Source organism: Bradyrhizobium sp. YCK136, from assembly GCF_044570075.1.
GTDB classification, from domain to species: Bacteria; Pseudomonadota; Alphaproteobacteria; order Rhizobiales; family Xanthobacteraceae; genus Bradyrhizobium; species Bradyrhizobium diazoefficiens.
This window is the reverse complement of record NZ_CP172424.1, coordinates 591,292-616,173: the sequence shown is the minus strand read 5'-3', so window position 1 is coordinate 616,173 and position 24,882 is coordinate 591,292. Positions and strand designations below refer to the sequence as shown.

Annotated in this window: 20 protein-coding genes and 3 pseudogenes; 12 read left to right on the top strand and 11 right to left on the bottom strand. The window is 64.6% G+C overall.

Features of this window, described 5'->3' with window-relative positions:
• Positions 1–37: 37 nt before the first annotated feature.
• Entirely contained in the window at positions 38–937 is a 900-nt protein-coding gene (locus ACFLEY_RS02980) for an EamA family transporter (protein WP_060909842.1), read from the top strand.
• A gap of 139 nt (positions 938–1,076) precedes the next feature.
• Here the strand turns inward: ACFLEY_RS02980 and ACFLEY_RS02975 are convergent, their stop codons facing one another.
• From ACFLEY_RS02975 to ACFLEY_RS02960, 4 genes are read right to left on the bottom strand one after another with little or no spacing between them, the layout of a single operon-like run.
• A complete protein-coding gene (locus ACFLEY_RS02975) occupies positions 1,077–1,559 on the bottom strand; it encodes a DUF1178 family protein (RefSeq protein ID WP_011083044.1) in 483 nt (160 codons plus the stop codon).
• On the bottom strand, positions 1,556–2,434 hold the full coding sequence (locus tag ACFLEY_RS02970; RefSeq protein WP_060909843.1) for a carbon-nitrogen hydrolase family protein: 879 nt from the start codon (positions 2,432–2,434) through the stop codon (positions 1,556–1,558). Before ACFLEY_RS02970 ends, ACFLEY_RS02975 begins: the two co-directional genes overlap by 4 nt.
• Positions 2,431–2,706, bottom strand: coding sequence for a glutaredoxin 3 (gene grxC / locus ACFLEY_RS02965; RefSeq protein WP_011083042.1), 276 nt, complete (start codon positions 2,704–2,706; stop codon positions 2,431–2,433). Before grxC ends, ACFLEY_RS02970 begins: the two co-directional genes overlap by 4 nt.
• Positions 2,707–2,753: 47 nt before the next feature.
• On the bottom strand, positions 2,754–3,551 hold the full coding sequence (locus ACFLEY_RS02960; protein WP_211433734.1) for a ComF family protein: 798 nt from the start codon (positions 3,549–3,551) through the stop codon (positions 2,754–2,756).
• Positions 3,552–3,690: 139 nt separating this feature from the next.
• Between ACFLEY_RS02960 and ACFLEY_RS02955 the strand changes: the two genes are divergently transcribed.
• Positions 3,691–4,539, top strand: coding sequence for a methyltransferase domain-containing protein (locus ACFLEY_RS02955; RefSeq protein ID WP_060909844.1), 849 nt, complete (start codon positions 3,691–3,693; stop codon positions 4,537–4,539).
• Between the two features lie 115 nt (positions 4,540–4,654).
• Here ACFLEY_RS02955 and ACFLEY_RS02950 read toward each other — a convergent pair whose 3' ends face one another.
• The 3 genes from ACFLEY_RS02950 to ACFLEY_RS02940 all read right to left on the bottom strand — a co-directional run bounded on the left by ACFLEY_RS02950 (position 4,655) and on the right by ACFLEY_RS02940 (position 7,338).
• Positions 4,655–5,065 carry a (deoxy)nucleoside triphosphate pyrophosphohydrolase gene (locus ACFLEY_RS02950; protein WP_028175803.1) on the bottom strand — a complete coding sequence of 137 codons (411 nt, stop codon included), beginning with the start codon at positions 5,063–5,065 and terminating at the stop codon, positions 4,655–4,657.
• 5 nt (positions 5,066–5,070) lie between these two features.
• The gene (gene argJ / locus ACFLEY_RS02945) at positions 5,071–6,312 is read right to left on the bottom strand and encodes a bifunctional glutamate N-acetyltransferase/amino-acid acetyltransferase ArgJ (protein ID WP_060909845.1); all 1,242 of its coding nucleotides are present in this window, start codon (positions 6,310–6,312) and stop codon (positions 5,071–5,073) included.
• Positions 6,313–6,414: 102 nt separating this feature from the next.
• A complete protein-coding gene (locus ACFLEY_RS02940) occupies positions 6,415–7,338 on the bottom strand; it encodes a peptidylprolyl isomerase (RefSeq protein ID WP_028175805.1) in 924 nt (307 codons plus the stop codon).
• Between the two features lie 353 nt (positions 7,339–7,691).
• Between ACFLEY_RS02940 and secA the strand changes: the two genes are divergently transcribed.
• Together secA and ACFLEY_RS02930 are read left to right on the top strand one after the other, a co-directional pair.
• A complete protein-coding gene (gene secA / locus ACFLEY_RS02935; RefSeq protein WP_396604510.1) occupies positions 7,692–10,532 on the top strand; it encodes a preprotein translocase subunit SecA in 2,841 nt (946 codons plus the stop codon).
• Between the two features lie 128 nt (positions 10,533–10,660).
• Positions 10,661–11,242: pseudogene (locus ACFLEY_RS02930) on the top strand (IS630 family transposase); the annotation flags it as partial.
• A 73-nt stretch (positions 11,243–11,315) separates the two neighbouring features.
• On the opposite strand, the gene istB reads toward ACFLEY_RS02930, so the two are convergent.
• Entirely contained in the window at positions 11,316–12,083 is a 768-nt protein-coding gene (gene istB / locus ACFLEY_RS02925) for an IS21-like element IS1631 family helper ATPase IstB (protein WP_038952109.1), read from the bottom strand.
• Between the two features lie 4 nt (positions 12,084–12,087).
• Entirely contained in the window at positions 12,088–13,845 is a 1,758-nt protein-coding gene (istA, locus tag ACFLEY_RS02920; RefSeq protein ID WP_100214066.1) for an IS21-like element IS1631 family transposase, read from the bottom strand.
• A 92-nt stretch (positions 13,846–13,937) separates the two neighbouring features.
• Between istA and ACFLEY_RS02915 the strand changes: the two are divergent.
• Positions 13,938–14,474 (top strand): annotated as a pseudogene (locus ACFLEY_RS02915) (IS630 family transposase); the annotation flags it as partial.
• Positions 14,475–14,621: 147 nt separating this feature from the next.
• Here ACFLEY_RS02915 and ACFLEY_RS02910 read toward each other — a convergent pair.
• A complete protein-coding gene (locus ACFLEY_RS02910; RefSeq protein WP_018643508.1) occupies positions 14,622–15,065 on the bottom strand; it encodes a MarR family winged helix-turn-helix transcriptional regulator in 444 nt (147 codons plus the stop codon).
• A gap of 179 nt (positions 15,066–15,244) precedes the next feature.
• Here ACFLEY_RS02910 and ACFLEY_RS02905 point away from each other — a divergent pair, with 179 nt between their 5' ends.
• From ACFLEY_RS02905 to ACFLEY_RS02875, 7 genes and pseudogenes are all read left to right on the top strand, one after another.
• Positions 15,245–16,426, top strand: a complete 1,182-nt coding sequence (locus ACFLEY_RS02905; RefSeq protein ID WP_060909847.1) for a substrate-binding domain-containing protein — start codon at positions 15,245–15,247, stop codon at positions 16,424–16,426.
• Positions 16,427–16,591: 165 nt separating this feature from the next.
• The gene (locus tag ACFLEY_RS02900) at positions 16,592–18,106 is read left to right on the top strand and encodes an amidase (RefSeq protein ID WP_060909848.1); all 1,515 of its coding nucleotides are present in this window, start codon (positions 16,592–16,594) and stop codon (positions 18,104–18,106) included.
• A 36-nt stretch (positions 18,107–18,142) separates the two neighbouring features.
• Positions 18,143–19,000, top strand: a complete 858-nt coding sequence (locus ACFLEY_RS02895) for a branched-chain amino acid ABC transporter permease (RefSeq protein WP_060909849.1) — start codon at positions 18,143–18,145, stop codon at positions 18,998–19,000.
• A 4-nt stretch (positions 19,001–19,004) separates the two neighbouring features.
• Positions 19,005–20,221, top strand: a pseudogene (locus ACFLEY_RS02890) (substrate-binding protein).
• A gap of 6 nt (positions 20,222–20,227) precedes the next feature.
• Entirely contained in the window at positions 20,228–21,313 is a 1,086-nt protein-coding gene (locus ACFLEY_RS02885) for a branched-chain amino acid ABC transporter permease (protein WP_060909850.1), read from the top strand.
• The gene (locus tag ACFLEY_RS02880) at positions 21,300–22,034 is read left to right on the top strand and encodes an ABC transporter ATP-binding protein (protein ID WP_060909851.1); all 735 of its coding nucleotides are present in this window, start codon (positions 21,300–21,302) and stop codon (positions 22,032–22,034) included. Before ACFLEY_RS02885 ends, ACFLEY_RS02880 begins: the two co-directional genes overlap by 14 nt.
• A complete protein-coding gene (locus ACFLEY_RS02875; RefSeq protein ID WP_211434016.1) occupies positions 22,027–22,722 on the top strand; it encodes an ABC transporter ATP-binding protein in 696 nt (231 codons plus the stop codon). The genes ACFLEY_RS02880 and ACFLEY_RS02875 overlap by 8 nt, the downstream gene beginning before the upstream one ends.
• Before the next feature lie 198 nt (positions 22,723–22,920).
• Here the strand turns inward: ACFLEY_RS02875 and ACFLEY_RS02870 are convergent, their stop codons facing one another.
• Positions 22,921–24,492: a murein L,D-transpeptidase family protein gene (locus tag ACFLEY_RS02870; RefSeq protein WP_249163217.1), complete on the bottom strand. Its 1,572-nt coding sequence runs from the start codon at positions 24,490–24,492 to the stop codon at positions 22,921–22,923.
• Between the last annotated feature and the right edge of the window lie 390 nt (positions 24,493–24,882).

Genomic DNA, 24,882 nt, shown 5'->3' with positions numbered 1-24,882 from the left:
CAAATCCTCTCCCGCCACACCATCCCCACCCACCCCCATGCTCACCATCACCAGCCTCTGGATTCCCTTCACCGTCATTGCCGCGCTCGGGCAGGTCGCGCGCAATGCGATGCAGCGGTCGCTGACGAAGCCGCTGGGGACGTGGGGCGCGACCAATATCCGCTTCCTGTTCGGCTTTCCGTTCTCGCTGCTGTTTCTTGGCGTCGTGCTGGTCGCGACAGGCGATCATCTCGGCATGCCGCCGCCGGTGTTCTGGCCGTGGCTGCTGCTCGGTGCGCTCAGCCAGATCGTCGGCACCGGGTTGATGCTGCTGGCGATGAACGATCGCTCCTTCGTGGTGACGACGGCATACCTCAAGACCGAGGCGATCCAGACCGCGATCTTCGGCTTCGTCTTCCTCGGCGATCATCTCACCTTGCTGAAGGTACTGGCGATCGTGGTTGCGACAATCGGCGTCGTCATCACGGCGCTGCGGCCCGGCGGCGAGAAAAGCTTTGCCGAGCTGAAGCCGACCATTCTGGGGCTTGTGGCGGCCGCGGCGTTCGCGCTGTCCGCGGTCGGCTTCCGCGGCGCCATCATCACGGTGCCGAACGTGTCTTTCGTAACGGCGGCGTCCTTCACGCTGGTGCTGGGCCTGTTCGTGCAGACTCTGATTCTGACGATCTACCTGCTTTGGCGCGCGCCCAAGATCCTGCAGGCGATCCTTGGCCTGTGGAAGCCGTCGCTGTTCGCCGGCTTCATGGGCGCCTTCTCCTCGCAGTTCTGGTTCCTGGCGTTCGCGCTGACCGCGGCCGCGAATGTCCGCACGCTCGCCCTCATCGAGGTGCTGTTCGCACAAGGCGTGGCGTACTACTCGTTCAAGCAGCCGATCGCGCCACGCGAGATCTTTGGCATCGCGCTGATCGTGGTCGGCGTGGCGGTGTTGGTGGGGGCGTAGTTGACTGTCATTCCGGGGCGCCCGAAGGGCGAACTATGGAGCGCAATTGCGCTCCTGAGAATCTCGAGATCCCCCGATGCGCAATTGCGCATCTGAGGTCTGGTCCTTCGGACCATCCCGGGATGACGCGCTTCGCGCGTCAATTCCTGTCTTCCGGCAGCGTCGGCAGCGGCGAGACTTCGATGCCTTCGTCGATCAGCGACTTGGCCTCGTCGGGCGAGGCCTCGCCGTAGATCGGCCGATGCTCCTTGTCGCCGTAGTGCATCGCGCGGGCTTCGTTCGCAAAGCGCTCGCCGACATTGTCGGCGTTCTTCACGATGTGGTCGCGCAGCTCCTTGATCTTGGCGCGCAGCTCGCGCTCCTGCGCCATCAGCAGCGGGGTCGGTCCTGACGGCGCAGCCTCGGGCACGGGTGTTGAAGCGGGCTCCGGCGGAGGCGTGGCCGGCCCGCGGCCCTTCTTGCCGACGATGCGCGGCGCCATGATCGCCTTCTCGACCTTGGCCGAGCCGCAGATCGGACAGGTCACGAGCTTGCGCTTCACCTGCGAATCGTAGGCCGACGAGCTCTGGAACCAGCTTTCGAATGCGTGGTTGCGGTCGCAGTGAAGCGCGTAGCGAATCATGCCGATCCCCGCACCAGATGCAGATGATCCGGCCCGGCCTTGGGGTCGGCGACGCCGAAGCGGCGGCCGTGCTGGAGCGAAGGGATCGCCCGGCGCGCGGTCTCGACCTTGGCGGGATCGATCGTGGCCATGATAATGCCGGGCTCGACGTCACCTTCCGCGAGGATCTCGCCCCAGGGATCGATGATCAACGAGTGGCCATAGGTCTCGCGCTTGTTCTCGTGCAGGCCGGCCTGCGCCGCGGCGAACACGAAACAGCCGGTCTCGATCGCGCGCGAACGCAGCAGCACGTGCCAGTGCGCTTCACCGGTCTTGCGCGTGAAGGCGGAGGGCACCGTGATGAAATAGGCGCCGCTCTCGGCCAGCGCGCGGTAGAGCGCGGGGAAGCGCACGTCGTAGCAGATCGTCAGCCCGACCCGGCCCCAGGGCAGGTCGGAGATCACGGCGGTCTCGCCCGGCTGGTAATTGGCGGATTCGCGATAGCTCTCGCCGTCCGGCAGCTCGATGTCGAACATGTGGATCTTGTCGTAGCTCGCGAGCACATTGCCCTCGGGCCCGATCAGGAACGAGCGATTGACGGCTTTTTCGTCCGAGAACCGCAATGCCAGCGAGCCGACATGGATGTGGATCTTCAGCTCCGCCGCGAGCGCGCGATAAGCCTTCAGCGAGGCGTCGTTCTCTTCGCTCTGGAGGTGCTCGAACAGCGCCTTGCGGTTGAGCTGCATCATGTTGCTGACTTCGGGCGTCTGCACGTAGTCGGCGCCGTTGGCCGCTGCCTGCCGGATCAGCCTGGTAGCCTGCGCGAGGCTGGGCTCGGGCATCAGGCCGGTGCGCATCTGCACCATCGCGGCGGTGAAGGTCCTGTTGTCGCTCATGATTCGGCCTTCACGCTTTCGAGCATGCCGTCGAGCTTGCCCTCGCGGTCGAGGGCGTAGAGGTCGTCGCAGCCGCCGACATGGCTACCGCCGATCCAGATCTGCGGGAAGGTCGAGCCCTCGCCGGCGCGGTCGTACATCTCGTCGCGCCAGGACGGGTTCCTGGCGACGTCGAATTCCGTGAAGGTCGCCTTCTTGCGGGTCAGCAGCGATTTGGCCGCGGAGCAATAGCCGCAGCCTGGTCTGGTGTAGATCTCGACAGCGGCGGGCATCTTGTCTGGCGCTCTCATGTCATGAATTCATTGAATTATATGGGACTTCACCTGACCTCCACAACCCGGGCAAACACCAGCACGTCCACCTGGGCCGCTTTGGCGCGCAGCAAGGCACGGGCGCAGGCATCCAGCGTCGCCCCTGACGTCAGGACGTCGTCGACCAGGACGATGCGGCGGCCCTGCACCTCGGCCTGACGGTCGGGAGATACCTGGAATGCGCCCTGCACATTGGTGGCGCGCTGGGCCCGCGACAGGCCGATCTGCTGCTCGGTGGCGCGCACCCGGCGCAGCACCTCGCCTCGCACTTTCACCCCGCTCTGCCGCTCGATGCTTCGCGCCAGCGCCCCGGACTGGTTGTAGCGGCGGCGCCAGGCGCGCCGCCAATGCAGGGGAACGGGGATCAGCATGTCGGCCCCAGTGAGCAGTTCGCCGCCCGCGCGCGCCATCCAGCGGCCCATCGCCGGCGCCAGATCGGTGCGGTCCTGGTATTTCAGCGCATGCACCAGCGTGCGCGCGACGTCGTCATAGCGCACCGCCGCGCGCGCTCGCTGGTAGGCCGGCGGGCTCGCGATCGCCTCCATCGACAGCATGTCGGGGCCGGGATCGTAGACGAAGGGGATGCCGAGGCGCGGGCAATAGGGCCGTTCGATGAATGACAGCCGCGCCCAGCAGGCCGCGCACACGCCCTCGCTATCCACCGGCTCGCGGCAGGACACGCACAAGGTCGGCAGCGCAATGTCGAGCGCGAGCCGTGCCGCGCGCGCCAGCGCGTGACGACCGGCCGTCCATGCGGCACGCAGAGGGGCCGCGATCGAACGGGAAGGAGCGGGGTCGGCTTCCATGGGGGAAGGCTAGCGCTCTGCGACAATCCGCTCAAGCGGCTCGGTCTCGTGCCCCGGACGCAGCGCGGCGCGTCACTTGGTGCCGCACTGCGTCCGGGACACGGTTGCCAGAACGACTTGGATCGGCGTAACCAGCGGCATGGCTCAGAACGTGCAAACCCCGCCCGCCCTGTTCGATCGGGCCTTGCTGCACGCGCGGCAACGCCGTGCGCACGCGCAAGGCGCCGTGAGCTTCCTGCTCGATCGGGTGACCGAGGACATGTCCGACCGGCTCGCCGCGGTGATGCGGGAGTTTCACGCTCCGGCCGATCTCTGGACGCCCGGTGAAGGCCTCGCGGTCCTGCGCGCGCGGCTGCCGTCACTTCAGCGGATTGCACTTGGCGAAACCGGCGAGGAGAAGCTGCCCTTCACGCCCGAGAGCCTCGATCTCGTCGTCTCGGCACTGGCGCTGCAATTCGTCAACGACCTGCCGGGCGTGCTGGCGCAGGTCCGGCGCGCGTTGAAGCCGGATGGCTTGCTGCTGGCCGCGATGATCGGCGGCGACAGCCTGACAGAGCTGCGCCAGGCTTTTGCTGCCGCCGAAGCCGAATGCGAAGGCGGCGTGTCGCCGCGCGTCGCGCCGTTCGCCGATCTGCGCGACATCGGCGCGCTGTTGCAGCGCGCGGGCTTTGCGCTGCCGGTCACTGACGTCGACCGTGTCGTGGTGCGCTACGCCAATGCCTTCGCGCTGATGCAGGATATCAGGCACATGGGCGCGGCCAACGTATTGATCGAACGCCGCCGCACGCCGAGCCGGCGCGCGACGCTGCTGCGCATGGCCGAGATCTATGCCGAACGCTTTGCCGATTCCGACGGCCGCATCCGCGCGACATTCGACATCATCTGGCTCTCAGGCTGGGCCCCGCATGCGAGCCAGCAGCAGCCGCTCAAGCCGGGGTCGGCCAAGGCGAGTCTTGCGGAGGCGGTGAAGAAGGCGGGGGAAGAGTGATCCTCATGGTGAGGAGGCGCGTAAGGGCCGTCTCGAACCATGCAGGCCCCGCTCTTGCCGTGTGGCCATCCTTCGAGACGACCGCTTCGCGGTCTCCTCAGGATGAGGTCCGGCTTCACATCAGCAAATCAATCAAATGCGGGATCAGCGGAATGTCCGCGGGCGGCATCGGGTAGTCGCGCAGCTTGTTGGCACGGACCCAGGCGAGGGTCTGGCCTTCGCGTGCGGTGACCATCCCCTCCCAGCGCCGGCAGATGTAGAGCGGCATCAACAGGTGGAAGGTCTCGTAGCCGTAGCTCGCAAAGGTTAGCGGCGCCAGGCACGGCTCGGCAACGGTAATGCCGAGCTCTTCATGCAGCTCGCGGATCAGGCTCTGCTCCGGCCGCTCGCCGGGCTCGAGTTTGCCGCCGGGAAATTCCCAGAGGCCGGCCAGCGCCTTACCCTCGGGGCGCTGCGCGATCAGGACGCGCTTGTCGGCGTCGACAAGCGCGCAGGCCACCACCAGTGTGAGCTTGAGAGGGGTCATGGAGACTACGACCTGTAATCCCCGTTGATCGCGACATATTCCTTGGTGAGGTCGCAGGTCATGACGCGGTCGCGGCCCTTGCCGAGGCCGAGCGAGACCTTGATAGCGATCTCCGGCGCCTTCATCGCCTCCGACACCTGCGCCTCGTCGTAGTCGGGATCGCGCGCGCCGCTCCTGGCGACGCGGATGCCGTTGAAGGAGATCGAGAGCTTGTCGCGGTCGGCCGGCTCGCCGGCCTTGCCGACGGCCATCACCACGCGGCCCCAATTGGCGTCCTCGCCGGCGATCGCGGTCTTCACCAGCGGCGAATTGGCAATCGACATCGCGATCTTGCGCGCCGACGCCTTGGTCTTGGCGCCTTCGACGGTGATTTCGACCAGCTTGCGCGCGCCTTCGCCGTCGCGGGCGACCTGCTCGGCGAGGTTGGCGAGCACCTGGTTGAAGGCCTTGACGAAGGCCTTCAGCCTGGGATCGCTGGCGCGGCTGATTTTGGGCGCACCGTGCTCGGCGGCGGCGCCCGTCGCGAAGGCGAGCAGCGTGTCCGAGGTCGAGGTGTCGCCGTCGATCGTCACCGCGTTGAAGGTGTCCTCGACGCCGCTCTTGAGCAACGCTTGCAGGGCGGCCGGCGCGATCGGCGCGTCGGTGAAGATGAACGACAGCATCGTCGCCATATCGGGCGCGATCATGCCGGCGCCCTTGGCCATGCCGTTGATGGTGACCTTGGCCTTGCCGAGCTTGACGGTCGCTGTCGCGACCTTGGGGAAGGTGTCGGTGGTCATGATCGCCTTGGCCGCGGCGAGATAGTCGCCGGGCTCGGCGGTCTCGGCCAGTCGGCCCAAAACGCCGTCGAACTTGGTCGCGTCCAGCGGCTCGCCGATCACGCCGGTCGAGGCCAGGAAGATCTCGCTCTCGCTGCACCCGACGGCCTTGGCCGCGATCTTGGCGGTCAGCGCGGTGGAACCGCGGCCGGTCTTGCCGGTGAAGGCGTTGGCATTGCCGGAATTGACGACGAGGGCGCGCGCCTTGCCGCCCTTCAGCTTGGCGCGGCACCATTCCACCGGCGCGGACGGGCATTTCGACTTGGTGAAAACGCCGGCGACCGCAGTGCCCTTGTCCATCACCGCCAGAAGCACGTCGGTGCGGTTCTTGTAGCGGATGCCGGCCTCGGCCGTCGCAAGGCGGACGCCCGCGATCACGGGCATGTCGGGAACAGTCTTGGGAGCGAGGGGAGAGACGGAGGAGGACATCGCGGGGCGCCTTGGTGGGGTCTGGATATGCAGATGGCCGGGCATTTGCCCGGCCATTGCGACGTTAGATACTATTGGCGTCCGCGAAGTGACAGCGAATTCTTACTTCTTCGCAGGGGGCGCCATCTTGCTGTCGGAGGGCTTCGCATCGGAAGGCTTGGCCGCGTCGGCCGGCTTGGCGTCCGCGGCGGGCTGGTCCAGCCGCTCGACTTTGGCTTCCGTGCGCAGCTTGGCGACGTAGTCGGCCTGGGCTTTGCGGGTGACGTATTGCTCGATCTGGGCCTTGACCTGCTCGAAGTCCGGCGCCTTGCGGTTGCGCTTTTCCTCGACCTTGATGATGTGCCAGCCGAACTGCGACTTCACGGGGTCGGAGATCTTGCCCGGCTCCAGCGCGAAGGCCACCGCCGAGAATTCCGGCACCATCTGCTCCTTGGTGAAGAAGCCGAGGTCGCCGCCGTCGGCGGAGCCCGGATCCTTGGACTTCTTCTTGGCGAGTTCGGCGAAATCGGCGCCCTTGTCCAACTCGGCCTTCACCGCCTTGGCCTCGTCCTCGGTCTCGACCAGAATGTGGCGGGCGCGCACCTCCTGCTCGCCGGTGATCTGCTTGGAGGCCTCCTCGTAGACCTTCTTCATGGCGTCGGGGGTGGTGGCGGCCTTGCCCTCGTTGGCGAGCAGGCTGTCCATCAGGAGGCGGTTGCGGGCGAACGCCAGGCGCTTCTTGAACTCCTCGCTGTCGGCGACCTTCTTGTCCTCGGCGGCCTTGGACACGATCTTCATGTCGATCAGGAAGGACAGGACGTTCTCGTCCTTGGTCGCCGGGTCCATCTGGGCGAGGCTCGGCCCGAGTTCCTCCTCGGCCATGGCGACGTCGCTCTTCTTGATTTCCGCGCCATTGACCTTTGCCAGGACCGGATCGTCGGCAGCCCGGCCGGGACCCGCGATCAGCGCCAGCGCAAGGCAGCCCACGAGGGCGGTGGCGAGGCCGAAGCGCAGGCCGGTTTTGGTTACCGGGAACGAGGTGGTCATGGAAAATCCTTTTGTTGAAGCAGGGGGCTGCTCGAGCGGGGCGGACACTCGCCCAATTCAGGGGGGCTTGGCAACGCGAAAAGTCTGTCAAAATGATGAATTAGCCGCAATGCGCCCGCCGTTGACAAGGCCCTGACCGGGCCATATCTCTGCCCGGTCGCGACCATGGCGATGGCGTTTATTTTGCTGCGTTTTTGGCCGTTGAACCCAGACTTGCCCAATTCCCACCCATATGGCGGATGACCCCCCGCAGTCCGGGCTCTGGCGCCATCAGCGTCACGGTGAGTTGATAGGCAGGCGGGGGACAACTTCTTGGCTGCAACGCGGTTAAATCGCGAACACAGGAACTAGGCATGATCGGCGCGCTCGCCCGCAAGTTTTTCGGCTCCGCCAACGACCGGCGGGTGAAGGGATATCAGTCCCGCGTCAACGCGATCAACGCGCTGGAGCCCGAGCTCATCAAGCTCTCCGACGAGGAGCTCAAGGCCCGCACGGCCGACTTCAAGAAGCAGCTCGCCGAGGGCAAGACGCTCGATGACCTGCTGGTGCCGGCCTTCGCGACCGTGCGCGAGGCCGCCAAGCGCACGCTCGGCCAGCGCCATTTCGACGTCCAGCTGATCGGCGGCATGGTGCTGCACGAGGGCGACATCGCCGAGATGAAGACCGGCGAAGGCAAGACGCTGGTGGCGACGCTTGCGGTCTATCTCAACGCGCTCGCCGGCAAGGGCGTCCACGTCGTCACCGTCAACGACTACCTCGCCCGCCGCGACTCCGGCTGGATGGGCCAGATCTACGGCTTCCTCGGCATGACCACGGGCGTGATCGTCCACGGTCTCGACGATGCCGAGCGCAAGACGGCCTATGCCTGCGACATCACCTACGGCACCAACAACGAATACGGCTTCGACTATCTGCGCGACAACATGAAGTACCGGCTCGAGGACATGGTCCAGCGGCCGCACTTCTTCGCCATCGTCGACGAAGTCGACTCCATCCTGATCGACGAAGCGCGCACGCCGCTGATCATCTCCGGCCCGCTCGACGACCGCTCCGACTTCTACAACACCATCGACGGCTTCCTGCCCAAGCTCGACAAGACCGACTACGACGTCGACGAGAAGCAGCGCACGGTGACGCTCACCGAAGCCGGCATGGAGAAGATCGAAACCCTGCTGCGCGACGCCGGCCAGCTCAAGGGCGAGTCGCTCTACGACGTCGAGAACGTCTCGGTCGTCCACCACATCAACCAGGCCCTGCGCGCCCACACGCTGTTCACCCGTGACAAGGACTACATCGTCCGCGACGACGAGGTCGTCATCATCGACGAGTTCACCGGCCGCATGATGCCGGGCCGGCGCTATTCGGAAGGCCTGCACCAGGCGCTCGAGGCCAAGGAGCACGTCCAGGTCCAGCCCGAGAACCAGACGCTGGCCTCGATCACCTTCCAGAACTACTTCCGCATGTACGAGAAGCTTGCGGGCATGACCGGCACCGCCGCGACCGAAGCGGACGAACTGTTCGACATCTACAAGCTCGAGGTCGTGGAGATCCCGACCAACCTGTCGGTCGCGCGTCTCGACGAGGACGACGAGGTCTACCGCACGCAGAAGGAAAAATACGCCGCCATTCTCGCCGAGATCGAGCGGGCGAACGCGCGGCTCCAGCCCGTGCTGGTCGGCACGGCGTCGATCGAGAAGTCGGAGGTGCTCGCCGAGTTCCTCAAGTCGAACGGCTACAAGCAGATCGATTTCGGCAAGGAGAACGCGCTCGACAAGCTCTATGCGGCGGCCCGTGCCGGCAAGCCGTCGAAGCTGTTCGCGGTCCTGAACGCGCGCTTCCACGAGCAGGAAGCCTATATCGTCGCGGAAGCCGGCGTGCCCGGCGCGATCACGATCGCGACCAACATGGCCGGCCGCGGCACCGACATCAAGCTCGGCGGCTCGCTCGAGATGCGCGTCCCGAAGGAAACCGCGGGCATCGAGGACGAGGCCGAGAAGGCCAGGAAGATCGAGCAGATCAAGGCCGACGTCGAGCGCTTCCGCGAGATCGTGCTGAAGGCGGAGGAGATCGTCGAGATCGAGCCGGCGAAGGGTTCCAAGCCCGCCAAGACCGTGACGAAGCCGGGCGGTCTCTACATCATCGGCTCCGAGCGTCACGAATCCCGCCGCATCGACAACCAGCTGCGCGGCCGATCCGGCCGTCAGGGCGACCCCGGCCGCTCGAAGTTCTTCCTGTCGCTGGAAGACGATCTGATGCGCATCTTCGGCTCGGATCGCCTCGACAGCATGCTCCAGCGTCTCGGCCTGCAAGAGGGCGAGGCCATCATCCATCCCTGGATCAACAAGGCCCTGGAGAAGGCGCAGCAGAAGGTCGAGGCCCGCAACTTCGACATCCGCAAGAACCTGCTCAGGTTCGACAACGTCCAGAACGACCAGCGCAAGGTGATCTTCGACCAGCGCGTCGACCTGATGAAGGACGACAGCGTCGCCGAGACCGTTACCGACATGCGCCATGCCTTCATCGACGACCTCGTCGCCAAGCACGTGCCCGAGCATGCCTATGCCGAGCAGTGGGACGTTGCCGGCCTGAAGGAGGAGCTGAAGCGCGTGCTCGATCTCGACCTGCCGGTCGACGACTGGGCCAAGGAAGAGGGCATCGCCGACGAGGAGTTGCTCAACCGCATCGAGAACCGCGCCGACGAGCACATGGCCGCCAAGGTCGCGCAGTGGGGTCCCGACGTGATGCGTTACGTCGAGAAGACCATTCTGCTCCAGACGCTCGACCATCTCTGGCGCGAGCACCTGATCATGCTCGACCATCTGCGCCAGGTCATCGGCCTGCGCGGCTACGGCCAGCGCGATCCGCTGCAGGAGTACAAGACCGAGGCCTTCAATCTCTTCCAGGAGATGAGCGCGCACCTGCGCGAGGTCGTCACCGCGCAGCTGATGCGGGTCGAGATCGTCCCGCCGGAGCAGGAAGCGCCCGTGCTGCCGCCGATGGAAGCGCACAAGTTCGACCCGAACACCGGCGAGGACGAGATGGCGCTCGCCAGCGTCACGCTCGGCGCGCCGGCCTCCGACGCCGCCCAGCGCGATCCGAAGAACCCGGCATCCTGGGGCAAGATCGGCCGCAACGAGGATTGCCCGTGCGGCTCAGGCAAGAAGTACAAGCACTGCCACGGGCGGTATGCGTAACCGCTAGGCCCCACTGTCATGCCCTCGCGAAAGCGGGGCATCCAGTACGCCGCGGCGCTAGTTAAGCGCGACACCGCTGCAGCACATTCCGTCGTCATCCCGGCGAAGGCCGGGATCCATACCGCGGAATCTATCGAGAGCATGCAGTCGTTGCACCGCGCGAAGAAGCGCAACTAGAAGTCCACCTTTCGAGGAAAGATCGCAAGGTGCTTGAGGCGTGCTGTCGCTCACCGGTGACGTTGCAGCGCGATTTGAAGCGGGCGCGGATAGTTCTGTTGGCGGCGGATGGGCGCAGCACCCGGTCGATCGCCAAGGAAGTTGGGGTCCAGCCGCGGATTGTCAGCCTTTGGCGGCATCGCTATGCCGACCATGGCCTTGAAGGGCTGCAAGACAAGCCGCGGCCTGGCAAGCAGCCGATCTATACGAAGACGACCGACAAGCGGATTCTGAAGCTGCTGGATAAGCCGCCACCGCAAGGGTTTGCGCGCTGGACCGGCCCCCTGCTGGCCGAGGCGCTGGGCGATGTCGATGTCCAATATGTCTGGCGGTTCCTGCGCAGCCACAAGATTGACCTGGTGGCTCGCAAGTCCTGGTGCGAGAGCAACGACCCGAACTTTACGGCCAAAGCCGCCGATGTTGTCGGCCTCTATGTCGCGCCGCCGGCGAAGGCCATTGTGCTGTGCGTGGACGAGAAGCCCTCGATCCAGGCCCCGCGGGTCACTTCAAATTCCTCCGGGTGTGGTCAGTCAAATTCCTCCACCCGCGAGGCAGGACAAGGGACTGTTAGTTTGAGTTTGTTTCCCGGGCAAGAGCTTCAGCGGCTTCTTTGAGCCGATAGCTGCGTCCGTCGAACTCAAGCAGATGGCAATGATGCATAAGGCGATCGAGGATCGTCGTGCTCATAGTGTTGTCCCCAAGGTATGCCCCCCAATCCTGCACGACGCGATTGGAGGTGACGATGACGCTGCGGCGCAGTTTGTAACGCTGATGGATCAGGGTCTGCAGCAAAGTGCCGGCGTCGTCGGGGATGGCGCGTGCGAGGAATAGATCGTCCAGCACGAGGAGATCGCAGTCGATGATGGTTCGCAGCCGGACCTCGCGTTGTGCCGGAGAGTTCAGGGCGTAGCGGTGGAAGAAGTCGTCGGTCTCAAGATACTGGACCTTGTGGCTTTGCAGGATCGCCTGATAGGCAATCGCCTTGGCGATGTGCGACTTCCCGGTGCCAGGTTTGCCAACAAGCAGAGCGTTCTCGCCAGCGGCAATGAACGCCAGGGTGTGGAGCTGGAAGCAGGTCTGACGTGGCAGTTTGGGATTGAAGGACCAGTCGAACTCGGCGAGCGTCAGCTTTTCGTCGAGCCCGGATTGCTGGTATCGCCGCTCGATAAGACGGGACTGACGACGGTCCAGTTCATCCTGCAGGATAAGGGAGAAGGTCTCGAGGAAGGGCTGGTTGGCGCCCTGCGCCTGGAGCACGCGCGTCTGCAGCGTGTCGCGGACACCCGACAGGCGCAGCTGTCGTAGGCAACGCTCAATTTCCGGCATGGTCATCATGTGGCTAGGTCTCCAGTTTAAGGTGAGAAGGTGCAGCGGGAGCGCTCGTGGCGCCGGAGTTGGCCGGGGTTGCGCAGGCGACACGAGCGCGGATTGCCGTGGCGTGATCGTCGTGAGCCTCGGCCTGCCGACCATTGTCGTCGGCGTCGCGCCGCACAGCGCGGCTGAAGAGGTCGCCGTATTCCGCGGGGGTACGGATCAGCGGATGATCCTGGGTGAGCGGCGATGCCGGCTGTGGCGTCACTCCAACCTGCTCGATCGCCTGTTCGAACAACCGCTCGACGGTCGCACGCACGTGCTTGTAGCGGTAGATGCGGTTGTCGATGGCGTGCGCGCAGGCCTGCTCGACCAGCCGCGCCGGGTACTTCCGGCCCAGCCCGACAATGCCCCACATCGCGCGCTGTCCGGGGCGCCCTTCGGTGTCGAACACCTGCTGGCACAAGGCCCTGGTCTGCGGTCCGATGCGCTCGGCGCTCGCCAGCAGCACGGCGGTTTGCCGCGACGGGTTGAACGGCCGTTCGCTGGTCGGCAGGACGACAGAACCGGGGTGCGCCATCCGGGAATGAACACGCAGCAGCGCACGGGTGTGGCGATCACGGATCTCGATCGTGGTGGTGTAGATGCGCACGACGACCTGGCTGCCGATCGGCGCGGGCCGCGCGGCGTAATAGCTGTTGTCGACGCGTACGGTGGTGTCGTCGCAGACAGTCCGGACGACTTCGGTGAAGATGCGGAAGGGAGCGACAGGCAGCGGCCGCAGGTGCGGCTTCTCTTCCTGGAACATCGCCTCGACCTGACGGCGCGTGCTGCCGTGGATGCGTTTGGAAGCCCAGTTCTCCTCCCAGTGCCTCAAGAACTCGTTTTGCGCCTCCAGCGTCTCGAAGCGCCGTCCGGCCAGCGCAGTGCCCTGGGTATGTTGAATCGCATTCTCGACGCATCCTTTCCGATTTGGATCGGCCACGCGCGCGGGATCGGCGACCACGGCGTAATGAGCCAGCATCGCGCTGTAAATCGGGTTGAGCTGGGGCTCGTACAAATCCGGCTTGAGGACGCCTTCCTTCAGGTTGTCGAGCACGACATAGCTGGGGACCCCGCCAAAATACCGGAACGCCTCTTCGTGGAGCTGCGCCCAGACTTGTTGGCTGGACTTCCAGACTACCCGCCGGAAGCTGCGCCGCGAGTAGCGTAGCGTCATCACGAACAGGCGGGGACGACGGTACCGCCCGCTCTTCGGATCAACCGTCGGCGCGCCCTCGCCATAGTCGACCTGAGCTTCCTCGCCGGGGAGGAACTCAAGACGATCAAACTGCTCAGGATCAGCGTGCCGCAACCGGCGCACAAACCGCTTGACACTCTGGTAGCTGGACGGAAAGCCAAATTGATCAACCAGGTCCTGGTAAATCGCCTGCGCGTTCCGCTTCAGCCGGACCTGTTCTTCGATCCACGTCCGATGCGCTTCGCAAGCCGAACGGGCCAGGCTGCTGGTGACCGTCGCTTCCGATGTCCCAAAAGCCGGTGGTCGGGGTGGAGGAATTTGGCCGTCCGCGCTCACCGAGCCGGTGGTCACTTCCCCGGGGGAATTTGCCTCCGCACCGGCCCGCAGCGCCTGATAACGCCGGATCGTCTTGCGATCGACACCCGTCAGCCGGTGAATCTCGCGCTGGCTGGTGTTGCGATCAAGTAATGTAAGTACGGTGCTTTGCAGATGTCGCTTCAAGACGTTCAACTCCCCGGCCCCTTGCTGGCTAAAGGGGTCGAACATAAACGTCCTGCCTGACCGGCTACTGCTGTTCAGCGGCGCTGACGGCGATCATCAGGTGGGGGAGTTTCAAGTGACCATACCCGGGGGATTTTGACCGACCCACGGGGATCCAGGCTTTGGAGCGAGCGCAGGGTTATCTGAAGTTGCCCAATGGCCGCGCCTTGACCGGCCAAAGCCACGATTACAAGCGGCATGGCACCACAACATTGTTTGCGGCGCTCGAAGTCGCCACCGGAAAGATCATCGCGACCCATTCAAAACGCCGGCGCCGCGTCGAGTTTCTCGATTTCATGAACAGCGTCACCGCGGCTTTTCCGAACCGCAAGCTTCACGTCATCCTCGACAACCTCAACACCCATAAAAAGAACGAGGACTGGCTCAAGGCCCACCCCAACGTGCAATTTCATTTCACGCCGACAAGTGCGTCATGGCTCAATCAGGTCGAAGTATGGTTTTCCATCTTGCAGGGGCAGTCGCTCAGCGGCACCTCCTTCACGAGCCTCAAGCAGCTTCAGGAACACATCGATGCCTACGTCAACGCATACAACGACAGAGCCGAGCCCTTCGTCTGGACCAAGAAAAAGGTCCGTCAACGCCGTTTCAAAGGCCGCCGTATCACTCAGCTCTGATTCCGGGTACTAGCAGTCTTCGTCAAACCCAATCCTGGGGTAATGGGTCCTGGATCAGCGCTCCGCTCGAGACAACGCTGCGCGTTGTCGCGAGCTGCACTTGTCCAGGACGACGTGGGTTGAGAAATCGCGTCCGAAACGACGAGCTCAATTCGAGCTGTCGATCAAGCTCTCCAACAGCCGCTTCAATTCGCTCGTCGACTTGTCGCCGTAGCTTTCCAGGATGTGCTCCTCCTGGTCCACCGCGAGCGAGTTGAGCTTCTTGCACAGCACCTTGCCGCGGTCGGAGATGAACATCAGCACCTTGCGGCGGTCGTTCGGGTCCTGCACGCGATAGACCAGCGTGTCGGAGACCATGCGGTCGATCATCTTGGTCAGCGTCGGATGGTTGAGCAGCACGGCGTCCGCAAGCTCGCCCATCGAATGGCCGTTGCCATCCGACAGCACTTTCAGGATGCGCCATTGCTCGACGGGAACCCCTTCCTTGCTCAAGCGCAGTTCCAGCTGCCGGTTGATCTCCCGGTTGGCTTGCGCGAGCAGGTACGCGAGATGTTCGGTGATCGGGGTGTTTTCTTTCGACGGTTTTGCCACGGCTAAGACTTCGTCTTGACCCAAATGAGTGAATGACTTGCAATCAATGCTGCATCTATATGCACTTCAATTCTTGAATATTCAATATTTTCAAAATAGGATCATTGCCCAACAAAAGGGCGGAAGCCGCGGCCGCCTGCTCAATGTGCTTTCAGGTCTGGTGCCAGACAGGAGTTGGCGTGCGCGCGACGGTAAACTTCCCGGCTCACGGCGGCCCGGCGTTGCCGCCGTCCTTGGTGTTCAGGAATCTGTCGTCGTCGGCGGCCGACTTCGACCTGTCTCCGGTTGACGCGCATTTCATGAAGCGCCGTGGTGCGCGCAACAAGCTGCGCATCGGCAATTTCCTCACCTTCACCGGCTCGCCCGGGATCTGGGGCCCGACCTCCACCAACAGCGCGATGCTGGCGGTCGCCGAGATCAACAAGCGCGGCGGCATTCTGGGCCGCGAGCTGGAGCTGTCGATCTACGATTCCGGCGGCCCGATCGACGAGGTGGTGCAGCGCGCGGAGCAGGCGATCGCCTTCGACGAGGTCGACCTCATCATGGGCTCGCATATCAGCGCGGTCCGCGTCGCGCTGCGCAAGGTCACCGGCAATCGCATCCCCTACATCTACACGCCGGTCTATGAGGGCGAGCGCACGCCGGGCGTGATGGCGATCGGCGAGACGCCGCGCTGGCAGAGCCGCCCCGCCATCCACTGGCTGGCCGACGTCAAGAAGGCGGCTCGCTGGTATCTGATCGGCAGCGACTATGTCTGGCCCTGGCAGTCGCATCGCGCGGTGAAGCGCTACATCAAGGAGGCCGGCGGCCAGGTCGTCGGCGAGGAGTTCGTTCCCGTCGGCGAGGACAATCACGAGTCGCATCTGGCGCGCATCCACGCTGCCAAGCCGGACGTGGTGCTGATCTCGCTGATCGGCACCGACAGCATCACCTTCAACCGTGCCTTCGCAGAAGCCGGCCTTGCCACCTCGACGCTGCGGCTCGCGGGCGCGATGGACGAAACCGTGCTGCTCGGCATCGGCGCCGACAACACCGAGAACCTGTTCTGCGCCTCCGGCTATTTCAACGGCATGGTTTCGCGCGCCAATGACGAGTTCCTCGGCGCCTATTATTCCATGTTCGGTGCCAACGCGCCGCCGGTCGGCTCCGTCGGTCAGTCGAACTATGAGGGCCTCCGCTTCCTGGAATCCGTCGCCAATCGCGCCGGCTCGCTGGCCTTTCGCCCGCTGCTCAAGGCCGCGCGCAACACTGTCTATACGGCGGGCCGCGGTCCCGTGACGCTTCGCGACGGCCGCGCCGAGATGCCGATGTATCTCGCTGAAGCCGACGGTCTCGACTTCAGGATCATCAAGACGCTCTGAGAGGCATCTGCCGACGCGGCGCAGTCGACTTGCGAAATAATACTTGAAAAGGAAAATATTTCCGTCTGTAATATCGAGGCGAAGCCGGCTGGCCCGCGCCGTGCAGGCGCGAGCGAGCGGCCCCCCATCCAAAGCCAGGGATCAAGAAACCTCAAGGAGAGCGCCGTGACAGTTGTCCTTCCCACGCCCGCCCAACTTCGCAGTGTCGCCGAGCAATGCGGCCTTTCGCTCACCGACGACGACGTCGCCTCGTTCCGCGGCCTGATGCAGGGCTCGATCGAAGCCTACAATCTCGTTGCTGCGATGCCGGACGAGGTGCCGGAGGTGAAATATCCGCGCACGCCGGGCTATCGGCCCTCGGCCGAAGAGAACCCGCGCAACGCCTGGTATCGCAAGTCGACGGTGAAGGGCGCCGCCGGCGGCAAGCTCAAGGGCAAGACCGTCGCGCTGAAAGACAACATCATGCTGGCCGGCGTGCCCATGACCAACGGCTCGTCGACGCTGGAAGGCTATGTGCCCGATTTCGACGCCACCATCGTCACGCGCATGCTGGATGCCGGTGCCGAGATCAAGGGCAAGGTGCATTGCGAGCATTTCTGCCTGTCCGGCGGCAGCCACACCGGCTCTTACGGGCCCGTGCACAATCCGCACAAGATGGGTTACTCGGCCGGTGGCTCGTCGTCAGGCTCGGGCGTCGTGGTCGCGCTCGGCGAAGTCGACATGGCGATCGGCGGCGATCAGGGCGGCTCGATCCGCATGCCGTCCTCGTTCTGCGGCATTTACGGCATGAAGCCGACCTGGGGCCTCGTGCCTTACACCGGGATCATGCCGATCGAGATCTATGTCGACCATACCGGTCCGATGACCGCGACCGTCGCTGACAACGCGCTGCTGCTTGAAGTGCTCGCCGGCGATGACGGCTACGATCCGCGCATCAAGGCTCCGAAGGTCGAGGAATACACCAAGGCGCTCGGCCAGGGCGTCAAGGGCATGAAGATCGGCATTCTCAAGGAAGGCTTTGAGCAGCCGGTCGCAGAAGCCGCGGTGAATGAAAGCGTGCGCGAGGCGGCAAAGCGCTTCAAGGATCTTGGCGCCACCGTAGAGACGGTCTCAATCCCGATGCATCTCCTGGGCGGCGCGATCTGGACCCCGATCGGCACCGAAGGCCTGACCCAGACCATGATGTTCGGCGACGGCTACGGCCTCAGCCGCGGCGATCTCTATTCGACCTCGCTGATGGATTTTCATCGCGGCTGGCGCCGGCAGGCCGACTCGCTGTCCGAGACCACGAAGCTTTTCATGATGCTCGGCACCTACATCAACAACAATTTCGGTCCACGCTTCTACGGCAAGGCGCTCAATATCTCCCGCAGGCTGACCGCCGCCTACGACAAGGCGTTTGGGGATTACGATCTGCTTTTGCTGCCGACGACGCCGATGAAGGCAACCAAGCTGCCGGAGCCCACGGCCAGCCGCGAGGACTACGTCGCCCGTGCGCTGGAGATGATCGGCAACACCGCGCCGTTCGACATCACCCATCACCCCGCGATGTCGCTGCCCTGCGGCATGGTCGACGGCCTGCCCGTCGGCCTGATGCTGGTCGGCCGCATGTTCGAGGAATCGACCATCTATCGCGCCGCGCACGCCTTCGAGCAGATCGGCGACTGGAAGAAGATGTGAGCGAGGCGTCGATGCAGACGGACGGAACAGCACCAAATGGCTAACGCGTTCGTCGCGGCGTTCGAGATCCTGAGCTTTGGCGCGATCATCGTCCTGATCGTGCTGGGGCTCGGGATCATCGCCAGCATGATGGGCATCTTCAACTTCGCGCAAGGAGAGTTCGTCCTGCTCGGGGCCTACATCACCTATCTCGCCTACGCCGGGGGCCTGCCGATCTGGGCCGGCATGGTCGCGGCGCCCTTCGTGGTCGGCGCGCTCGGCTTTGTGCTGGAGGCGCTGATCATCCGCCGCTTCTACGCCGCGCCGATCGTGGCGATGCTCGGCACCTATGCGCTCGGCCTGATCATCCGCGAATCCGTGCGCGGCCTGATCGGCGGCTTCTATCTCACCGTGCCCGAGCCGATCGGCGGCTCGATCGACATCGGCGCGATGCACATCTCGGCATGGCGCTTCACCATCATCGTCATCACGCTGCTGGTGATGGGTGGCTGCTATCTCCTGCTCTCTCGCACGAGCTTCGGCCTGCGCGTCCGCGCCACGCTGGAAAATCCCTCGCTGGCGCGCGCCTCCGGCATCTCCACGCCGCTGATCTATGGCGCCACCTTTGCCTTCGGCGCGGCGCTCGCCGGCCTTGCCGGCGCGCTGATCGTGCCTGTCTTCAGCCTGTTCGCCGATCTCGGCCTGCGCTTCCTGATCCAGGGCTTTGTCGCGGTCATGGTCGGCGGCGTCGGCTCCTTCATCGGGCCGGTGGCGGGTGCCGGCGTCATCGGCACGCTGAGTGCCGCGCTGCCCTGGGTGATGGCGCCCGTCGTCGCCGACGTCCTCGTCTTCGTGCTCGCCATTGTCTTCATCAAATTCCGGCCGCAGGGCCTCATCGCTGGCAAAGGGGTTTAGTCATATGTTCGATCGTACGCAGCTCTCACGCCGCCGCTTCCTCTCCAATTTCGCCTTTGCGTCGGGCGCGGTCGCGACCGGCGTCGGCAGCTGGGTAATCCCGGCCCCTGGGCCAATGCGGCCGAAGCCCCGATCAAGGTCGGCATTGCCACCGATCTCACCGGCCCGATCGCCTACGCGGGCAATGCCGACGCCAATGTCGCCAAGATGGTGATCAAGGAGATCAACGCCGCCGGCGGCATGCTCGGCCGTCCGCTCGAGCTCTATATCGAGGACACCGCGTCGAACGAATCCGTCGCGGTCGGCAACGTGCGCAAGCTGATCCAGCGCGACAAGGTCGACATGGTGCTGGGCGGCATCACCTCCTCGATGCGCAACGCGATCAAGGACCCGATCGTGGCGCGCGGCAAGACGCTCTACATCTATCCGCAGCTCTACGAAGGCAAGGAGTGCACGCCCTATCTGTTCTGCACCGGCCCGACGCCGGCGCAGCAATGCGACGAGTTCATCCCCTGGCTGATCAAGAACGGCGGCAAGAAGTTCGCGCTGCCGAGCGCCAACTATGTCTGGCCGCACACGCTCAATGTCTATGCCCGCAAGGTGATCGAATCCAACGGCGGCGAGGTCGTGTTTGAAGAGTACTATCCACTCGACCAGGTCGACTTCTCCTCGACCGTCAACCGCATCATCTCCAACAAGGTCGACGTCGTCTTCAACACCGTCATTCCGCCCGGCGTCGGCCCGTTCTTCAAGCAGCTCTACGAAGCGGGCTTCCTCAAGAACGGCGGCCGTCTCGCCTGCGTCTACTATGACGAGAACACGCTCAACATCAATCAGGCGAGCGAGATCGAGGGCCTCGCGAGCTGCCTCGATTATTTCAAGGTGCTGACCAAGGAGAACCCGTTCGACGCCAAGATCCAGGCGGCCTACGAGAAGGACTTCCCGGGCAACTTCCTGTTCGCCGCCGGCAGCGCCGCCACCGGCACCTATCGCGGCCTCAAGCTGTGGGAAGCGGCGGTGAAAGAAGCGGGCAAGCTCGACCGCGAGTCGGTCGCCGCCGCGCTCGACCACGCCAAGATCGCCGAAGGTCCCGGCGGACCTGCCGAAATGGTGCCGGGCAAGCGGCACTGCAAGATGAAGATGTACACCGCGGTCGCCAAGGGCGGAAATTACGAGATCGTCGGACGCAGCGACGGGCTCGTCGATCCCAAGGAATGCTGAGGCGGAATGCCGAAGTCGATGAGTGTGGTAAGGGAAGCCATCGCCGGCGACGAAGCGGACGATGCAATGGCTGAACGCGAAGCGGCGGGACAGGTCGCGGCGGGACGAAGAGTCCTGCCGATCGTGGAGGGCGTGGTGCTCGTCGCCGCACTGCTCGCGCCGCTGGTGCTGCAGGACTATCTCACGGTGTTCGCCACCCGCGTGATCATCCTCGCGCTGTTCGCCCTGTCGTTCGATCTGGTCTGGGGCTATGCCGGCATCATGAGCTTTGGCCAGGCCCTGTTCTTCGGCTCGGCCGGCTATGGCGTCGCGCTGCTCGCGCGCGACCTCGACATCACCAACATCTTCCTGGTGCTGCCGGCGGGCACCATCATCGGCCTCACCTTCGCGCTGCTGCTCGGCGGCTTCCTGCTGCTGGGACGGCATCCCTCCAGCGTGATCTTCGTGTCGCTGGGCACGCTCACCGGCTCCTATGCCGCCGACCGCCTCGCGCGCGGCTGGTACTATCTCGGCGGCCAGAACGGTATTCCCTCGATCGCGCCGATGACGCTCGGAGGCTACGAATTCTCGGAAGGGCCCGCCTTCTACTATCTCGTGCTCGGCATCCTCGTCGTAGTCTACCTGCTCTGCCGCTTCCTGGTGCGCTCGCAGTTCGGCCTCGCGCTCGCGGGGCTGCGCGAGAACGAGCAGCGCATCGCCTTCTTCGGCTACAAGGCGCAGCATCTGAAAGCGATCATCTTCACCATCGGCGGCGGCGTCGCCGGTCTTGCCGGTAGCCTCTATGCCTTCCACGAAGGTTTCGTGTGGCCCAACATGGTCGGCGTCGTCGTCTCGACGCAGGTGGTGCTTTACGTGCTGTTCGGCGGCTCCGGCACGCTGATCGGGGCGGTCATCGGCGCGATCATCGTCGAAGGCGTCAGCTTCTGGCTGCCCGACAATTATCGCGACATCTGGCCGATCATCCTGGGCTTGCTGCTGCTGCTCGTGATCCTGTTCCGGCCACTCGGCCTGATCAGCTTCGCGCTGGGCGAGCGCGAGCGTGTCGGCAGCTTCGGTGCGAACCCGAAGGAGAAGCGCAATGCCGCTCCTTGAGGCCGCTGGCATCAAAAAGATCTTCGGCAAGCTCACCGCGCTCGATGGTGCGGCCCTCACCGTCGGCGAGAACGAGTTTCACGGCCTGATCGGCCCGAACGGCTCCGGCAAGAGCACGCTGATGAAGTGCATTGCCGGCGCCGAGGTGCCGACGCAGGGCAAGGTGAGTTTTATCAATGCCGACATCACCGCGTTCACGCCGACCGAGCGCGCCCGCGCCGGCATGAGCCTGAAATTCCAGATCACGAGCGTGCTGCCGACGCTGACGCTGTACGACAACATCCTGCTCGCGCTCCAGGCGCAATCCTCGCTGCTCGACCTCGTGTTCTCGCGCACGCGCGGCGCGCTGCACGACCAGGTCATGACCATGCTGACGCAGTTTCGCCTCGCCGACCGCGCCTTCGACGCGGCGGCGGCGCTGTCGCACGGTCAGCAGCAATGGCTGGAGATCGCGATGGCGCTTGCAGGAAAACCAAAGCTCCTGCTGCTGGACGAGCCGACCGGCGGCATGAGCCTCGAGGAGCGCCGCGTCACCGGCGAATTGCTCCAGCCGATCAAGAAACATTGCTCGCTCGTCATCGTCGAGCACGATCTCGATTTCATCCGCGACATCTGCGATCGCCTGACCGTGCTCGACCAGGGCAAGGTGCTGGCGTCAGGCACCGTGTCCGAGATCCAGGCCAACAAATCCGTCCAGGAGATCTATCTGCGCCGTGCCTGAATTTTTGGACATCAAGCATCTCGACGCCGGCTATGGCCGCAGCCAGGTCCTGTTCGACGTCAACCTCGGCATTCCCTGGCGCGGCGGCGTCGCCGTGCTCGGGCGCAACGGCGCCGGCAAGACCACGCTGATGAAGACCATCGTCGGCGAGCTTCCGGCGTGGAAGGGCGAGGTCGCCTTCGACGGCCGCGACATCAGCCGCCGCGCGACCCAGGAGCGCGTACGCGCCGGTATCGGCTACGTCCCGCAGGAGCATTCGGTGTTCGCGCGCCTGTCGGTGCGCGACAATCTCGCGGTCGGCTCGCTCGCGAGCAGCAAGGCCGACGCAGTCGATCACGTGCTGACCATCTTCCCGAAGCTCGGCCAGCGCCTCGACCAGCCCGCCGGCACGCTCTCCGGCGGCGAGCGCAAGATGCTCGCCATCGGCCGTGCCATGCTGGGCGATCCGAAACTGCTGCTGCTCGACGAGCCCACCGAAGGTGTCTGGATCGGCGTCATCGAGGAGATCACCGAGCGCCTGATGGAGCTCGCGAAAGAGATCGCCGTCATCATCGTCGAGCAGCACCTCGACCTCGCCTTGCGCGTCGCCGACTATGCCTACGTGCTGGACCGCGGAAGGGTCGCGCTGCAGGGCGAGGCGAATGATGTGCGCGGCAATCCGGAACTGCTGCGGTATCTGGCGCCGTAAGGTAGCGCTGCTCACCTGCGAGTGAGGCGCGGTACTCTCGTCCCCCCCTGTCATTCCCCGCGAAGGCGGGGCATCCAGTACGCCGCGGCTTCTCGATCGCTAATTGGTGCCTCTGGAATGCTGGATTCCCCGCCTTCGCGGGGAATGACGGCGTCAGGCTGGAATGGACCGGAGAGAACGCGCGGAGAGGCCGCGCGCTTACTTCACCGCCCCAAACCGGCTGTCGAACGAGTTCGACGACACCACAGGTGCCGCGCCTGCCATCTGGCCGCTGTCACCCGCACCATCCGACACCGACGGCTTCAGCGCAGGACGCGTTGCGGCGAGGCGCGTGTCGGGCTTCACCGGCTCTGCCGGCTTGGCGGCGGCCACAGCCGGCTTCGGCGCGTCCTTCGCTGCATCCTTGGACTTGTCATGGCCCGGCACGAACCGGGTGACTGCGGCCTTCAGCCTGGACGCTGCCGTCGGCGGCGTCGTGGACGTCGTAGCCGGGGCCACGGACGCCGTGGCTTGCGGCGGAGCCGAAGCGGTCGCCGTCGTGTCGGCGGTGCCAAGGCCCATCTTGCGGCCGAGGTTGGAGAAGAAGCCGCCGCTCTGCGATTTCTCTTGGGATTTCTCGGCGGGCGCTGCGGCCGCGACGCGCGTGCTGGTCGCGGGCGCGCTGACGGCGACGATCGGCTCTTCCTGCGGCGAGGGAGCGGCCGCGTCGAAATTCGGCTTCGGCGGATTGACGTGGCCGGGGATCGTGCCCGGCGCCTTCGCCATTGCCAGCATCTGCAGCGTGGTGCCTTCGGCGCCCTCCGACAGGCCGGTCGAGCCTTCCGGAATCTTGGCGGCGAAGATCTTGTTCATGCCGCCGTCGATGCCGGTGTTCATGCGCGCCACCGGCGTGCCCTTGGCGACGAGCTTGGCGTACTCGGCCTGGTCGCGCGCGTCCTTCTCGCGCACGGCGCTCGCGATGTCCTCGGGGATCACATAGCCCGGGCACTTTGCCGAGGCGTCGAACACCGGATCGCGCTTGGCATCGGGCGTCTTCGCTGCGTCGAAGACGTACTTCTTCTCGCAGAAATCGACCTTCGGCTCCTGCCGCGTCACCTCGAAATGATCATAGCCTTCCTTGATCATCTTCCAGAACGGCATGTTCGGATTGTTCCGGTGCTTGGCCATGTTCACCGGCGTCATCTTGAACGGATAGGCCTGCAGCTGGAACGCCTTCTGCCCGCCGAAGAAGGACTCGCGGCCGAGCGAATAGATCTCCGCGATCTGCTCGTCCGTCATGGCGTAACAGCCGCGCGAAGAACAATCGCCATGCACCATCAGCTGCGAGCCGGTACGGCCCAAAGCCTTGTCGAACGCGTTCGGATAGCCCGTGTTGAACGAGAGGTAATAGGCCGACTGCGGATTCATCTGGCCCGGATTGATCGAGTAGAATCCTTCCGGCGCCTGGCGGTCACCTTCGCGCACCTTCGGACCCAGATCGCCCGACCAGCGGCAGATCGGATAGGTCTTGAGCAGCGCGAACTGGCCGTTGCGGGTCTGCTTCCAGACTTCGAGCTCGGCTTCCTGCTTGAACAGGCGGACCAGGATCGGGGACTGCAGATCCATGTCCTTCTCGACCATCGCGGCGAGAAGCTTTGGCGGCACCGGCTGGTTGGCCTTGGCGTTGGTCGCGAGCGAAACCTGGTCGGTGTCGCAGCCGGCCAGCAGGACACTGGCCGTCAGCAGCGCAACCGAAGCCAAGAGCGCGCGAGCAAGCGAACGAGAAATCAAGATGGACCCCACACCGTGCCGGGCAGAGAGCGCGAACCCCAATTCTTTGGAGCATGATCCGACCGGAGATCCGGACCCGTCGTGACGGGCTTTTTCAAACCACGCTCCAGCGCTTATGCCCTGAAGCCATTGATTAAAATTCTAACCTCTGGGTCATGTGGTCGCAACCCGAGAGGGGATCACGAGCCCGTTGGCCCAGTAGCATGGTCAACAGAGACTAAATGGACGCGACTTTGGGCCTTACTTGGGCCTTCCGGCCCAATTGGGACTCAGATCGCCGATTTGGGCAAAAAAAGGGTTAATGCGGGGTTACCGGGCTCCAACCGTCATTCCGGGGCGCCCGAAGGGCGGACCCGGAATCTCGAGATTCCGGGTTCGATGCTTCGCATC

What these genes read in the sequence shown, in the direction of transcription:
- ACFLEY_RS02980 (WP_060909842.1), top strand. Translation starts at nt 38, where the DNA reads ATGCTCACCATCACCAGCCTCTGGATTCCCTTCACCGTCATTGCCGCG.
- ACFLEY_RS02975 (WP_011083044.1), bottom strand. Translation starts at nt 1,559, where the DNA reads ATGATTCGCTACGCGCTTCACTGCGACCGCAACCACGCATTCGAAAGC.
- ACFLEY_RS02970 (WP_060909843.1), bottom strand. Translation starts at nt 2,434, where the DNA reads ATGAGCGACAACAGGACCTTCACCGCCGCGATGGTGCAGATGCGCACC.
- grxC (WP_011083042.1), bottom strand. Translation starts at nt 2,706, where the DNA reads ATGCCCGCCGCTGTCGAGATCTACACCAGACCAGGCTGCGGCTATTGC.
- ACFLEY_RS02960 (WP_211433734.1), bottom strand. Translation starts at nt 3,551, where the DNA reads ATGGAAGCCGACCCCGCTCCTTCCCGTTCGATCGCGGCCCCTCTGCGT.
- ACFLEY_RS02955 (WP_060909844.1), top strand. Translation starts at nt 3,691, where the DNA reads ATGGCTCAGAACGTGCAAACCCCGCCCGCCCTGTTCGATCGGGCCTTG.
- ACFLEY_RS02950 (WP_028175803.1), bottom strand. Translation starts at nt 5,065, where the DNA reads ATGACCCCTCTCAAGCTCACACTGGTGGTGGCCTGCGCGCTTGTCGAC.
- argJ (WP_060909845.1), bottom strand. Translation starts at nt 6,312, where the DNA reads ATGTCCTCCTCCGTCTCTCCCCTCGCTCCCAAGACTGTTCCCGACATG.
- ACFLEY_RS02940 (WP_028175805.1), bottom strand. Translation starts at nt 7,338, where the DNA reads ATGACCACCTCGTTCCCGGTAACCAAAACCGGCCTGCGCTTCGGCCTC.
- secA (WP_396604510.1), top strand. Translation starts at nt 7,692, where the DNA reads ATGATCGGCGCGCTCGCCCGCAAGTTTTTCGGCTCCGCCAACGACCGG.
- istB (WP_038952109.1), bottom strand. Translation starts at nt 12,083, where the DNA reads ATGATGACCATGCCGGAAATTGAGCGTTGCCTACGACAGCTGCGCCTG.
- istA (WP_100214066.1), bottom strand. Translation starts at nt 13,845, where the DNA reads ATGTTCGACCCCTTTAGCCAGCAAGGGGCCGGGGAGTTGAACGTCTTG.
- ACFLEY_RS02895 (WP_060909849.1), top strand. Translation starts at nt 18,143, where the DNA reads ATGGCTAACGCGTTCGTCGCGGCGTTCGAGATCCTGAGCTTTGGCGCG.
- ACFLEY_RS02885 (WP_060909850.1), top strand. Translation starts at nt 20,228, where the DNA reads ATGCCGAAGTCGATGAGTGTGGTAAGGGAAGCCATCGCCGGCGACGAA.
- ACFLEY_RS02880 (WP_060909851.1), top strand. Translation starts at nt 21,300, where the DNA reads ATGCCGCTCCTTGAGGCCGCTGGCATCAAAAAGATCTTCGGCAAGCTC.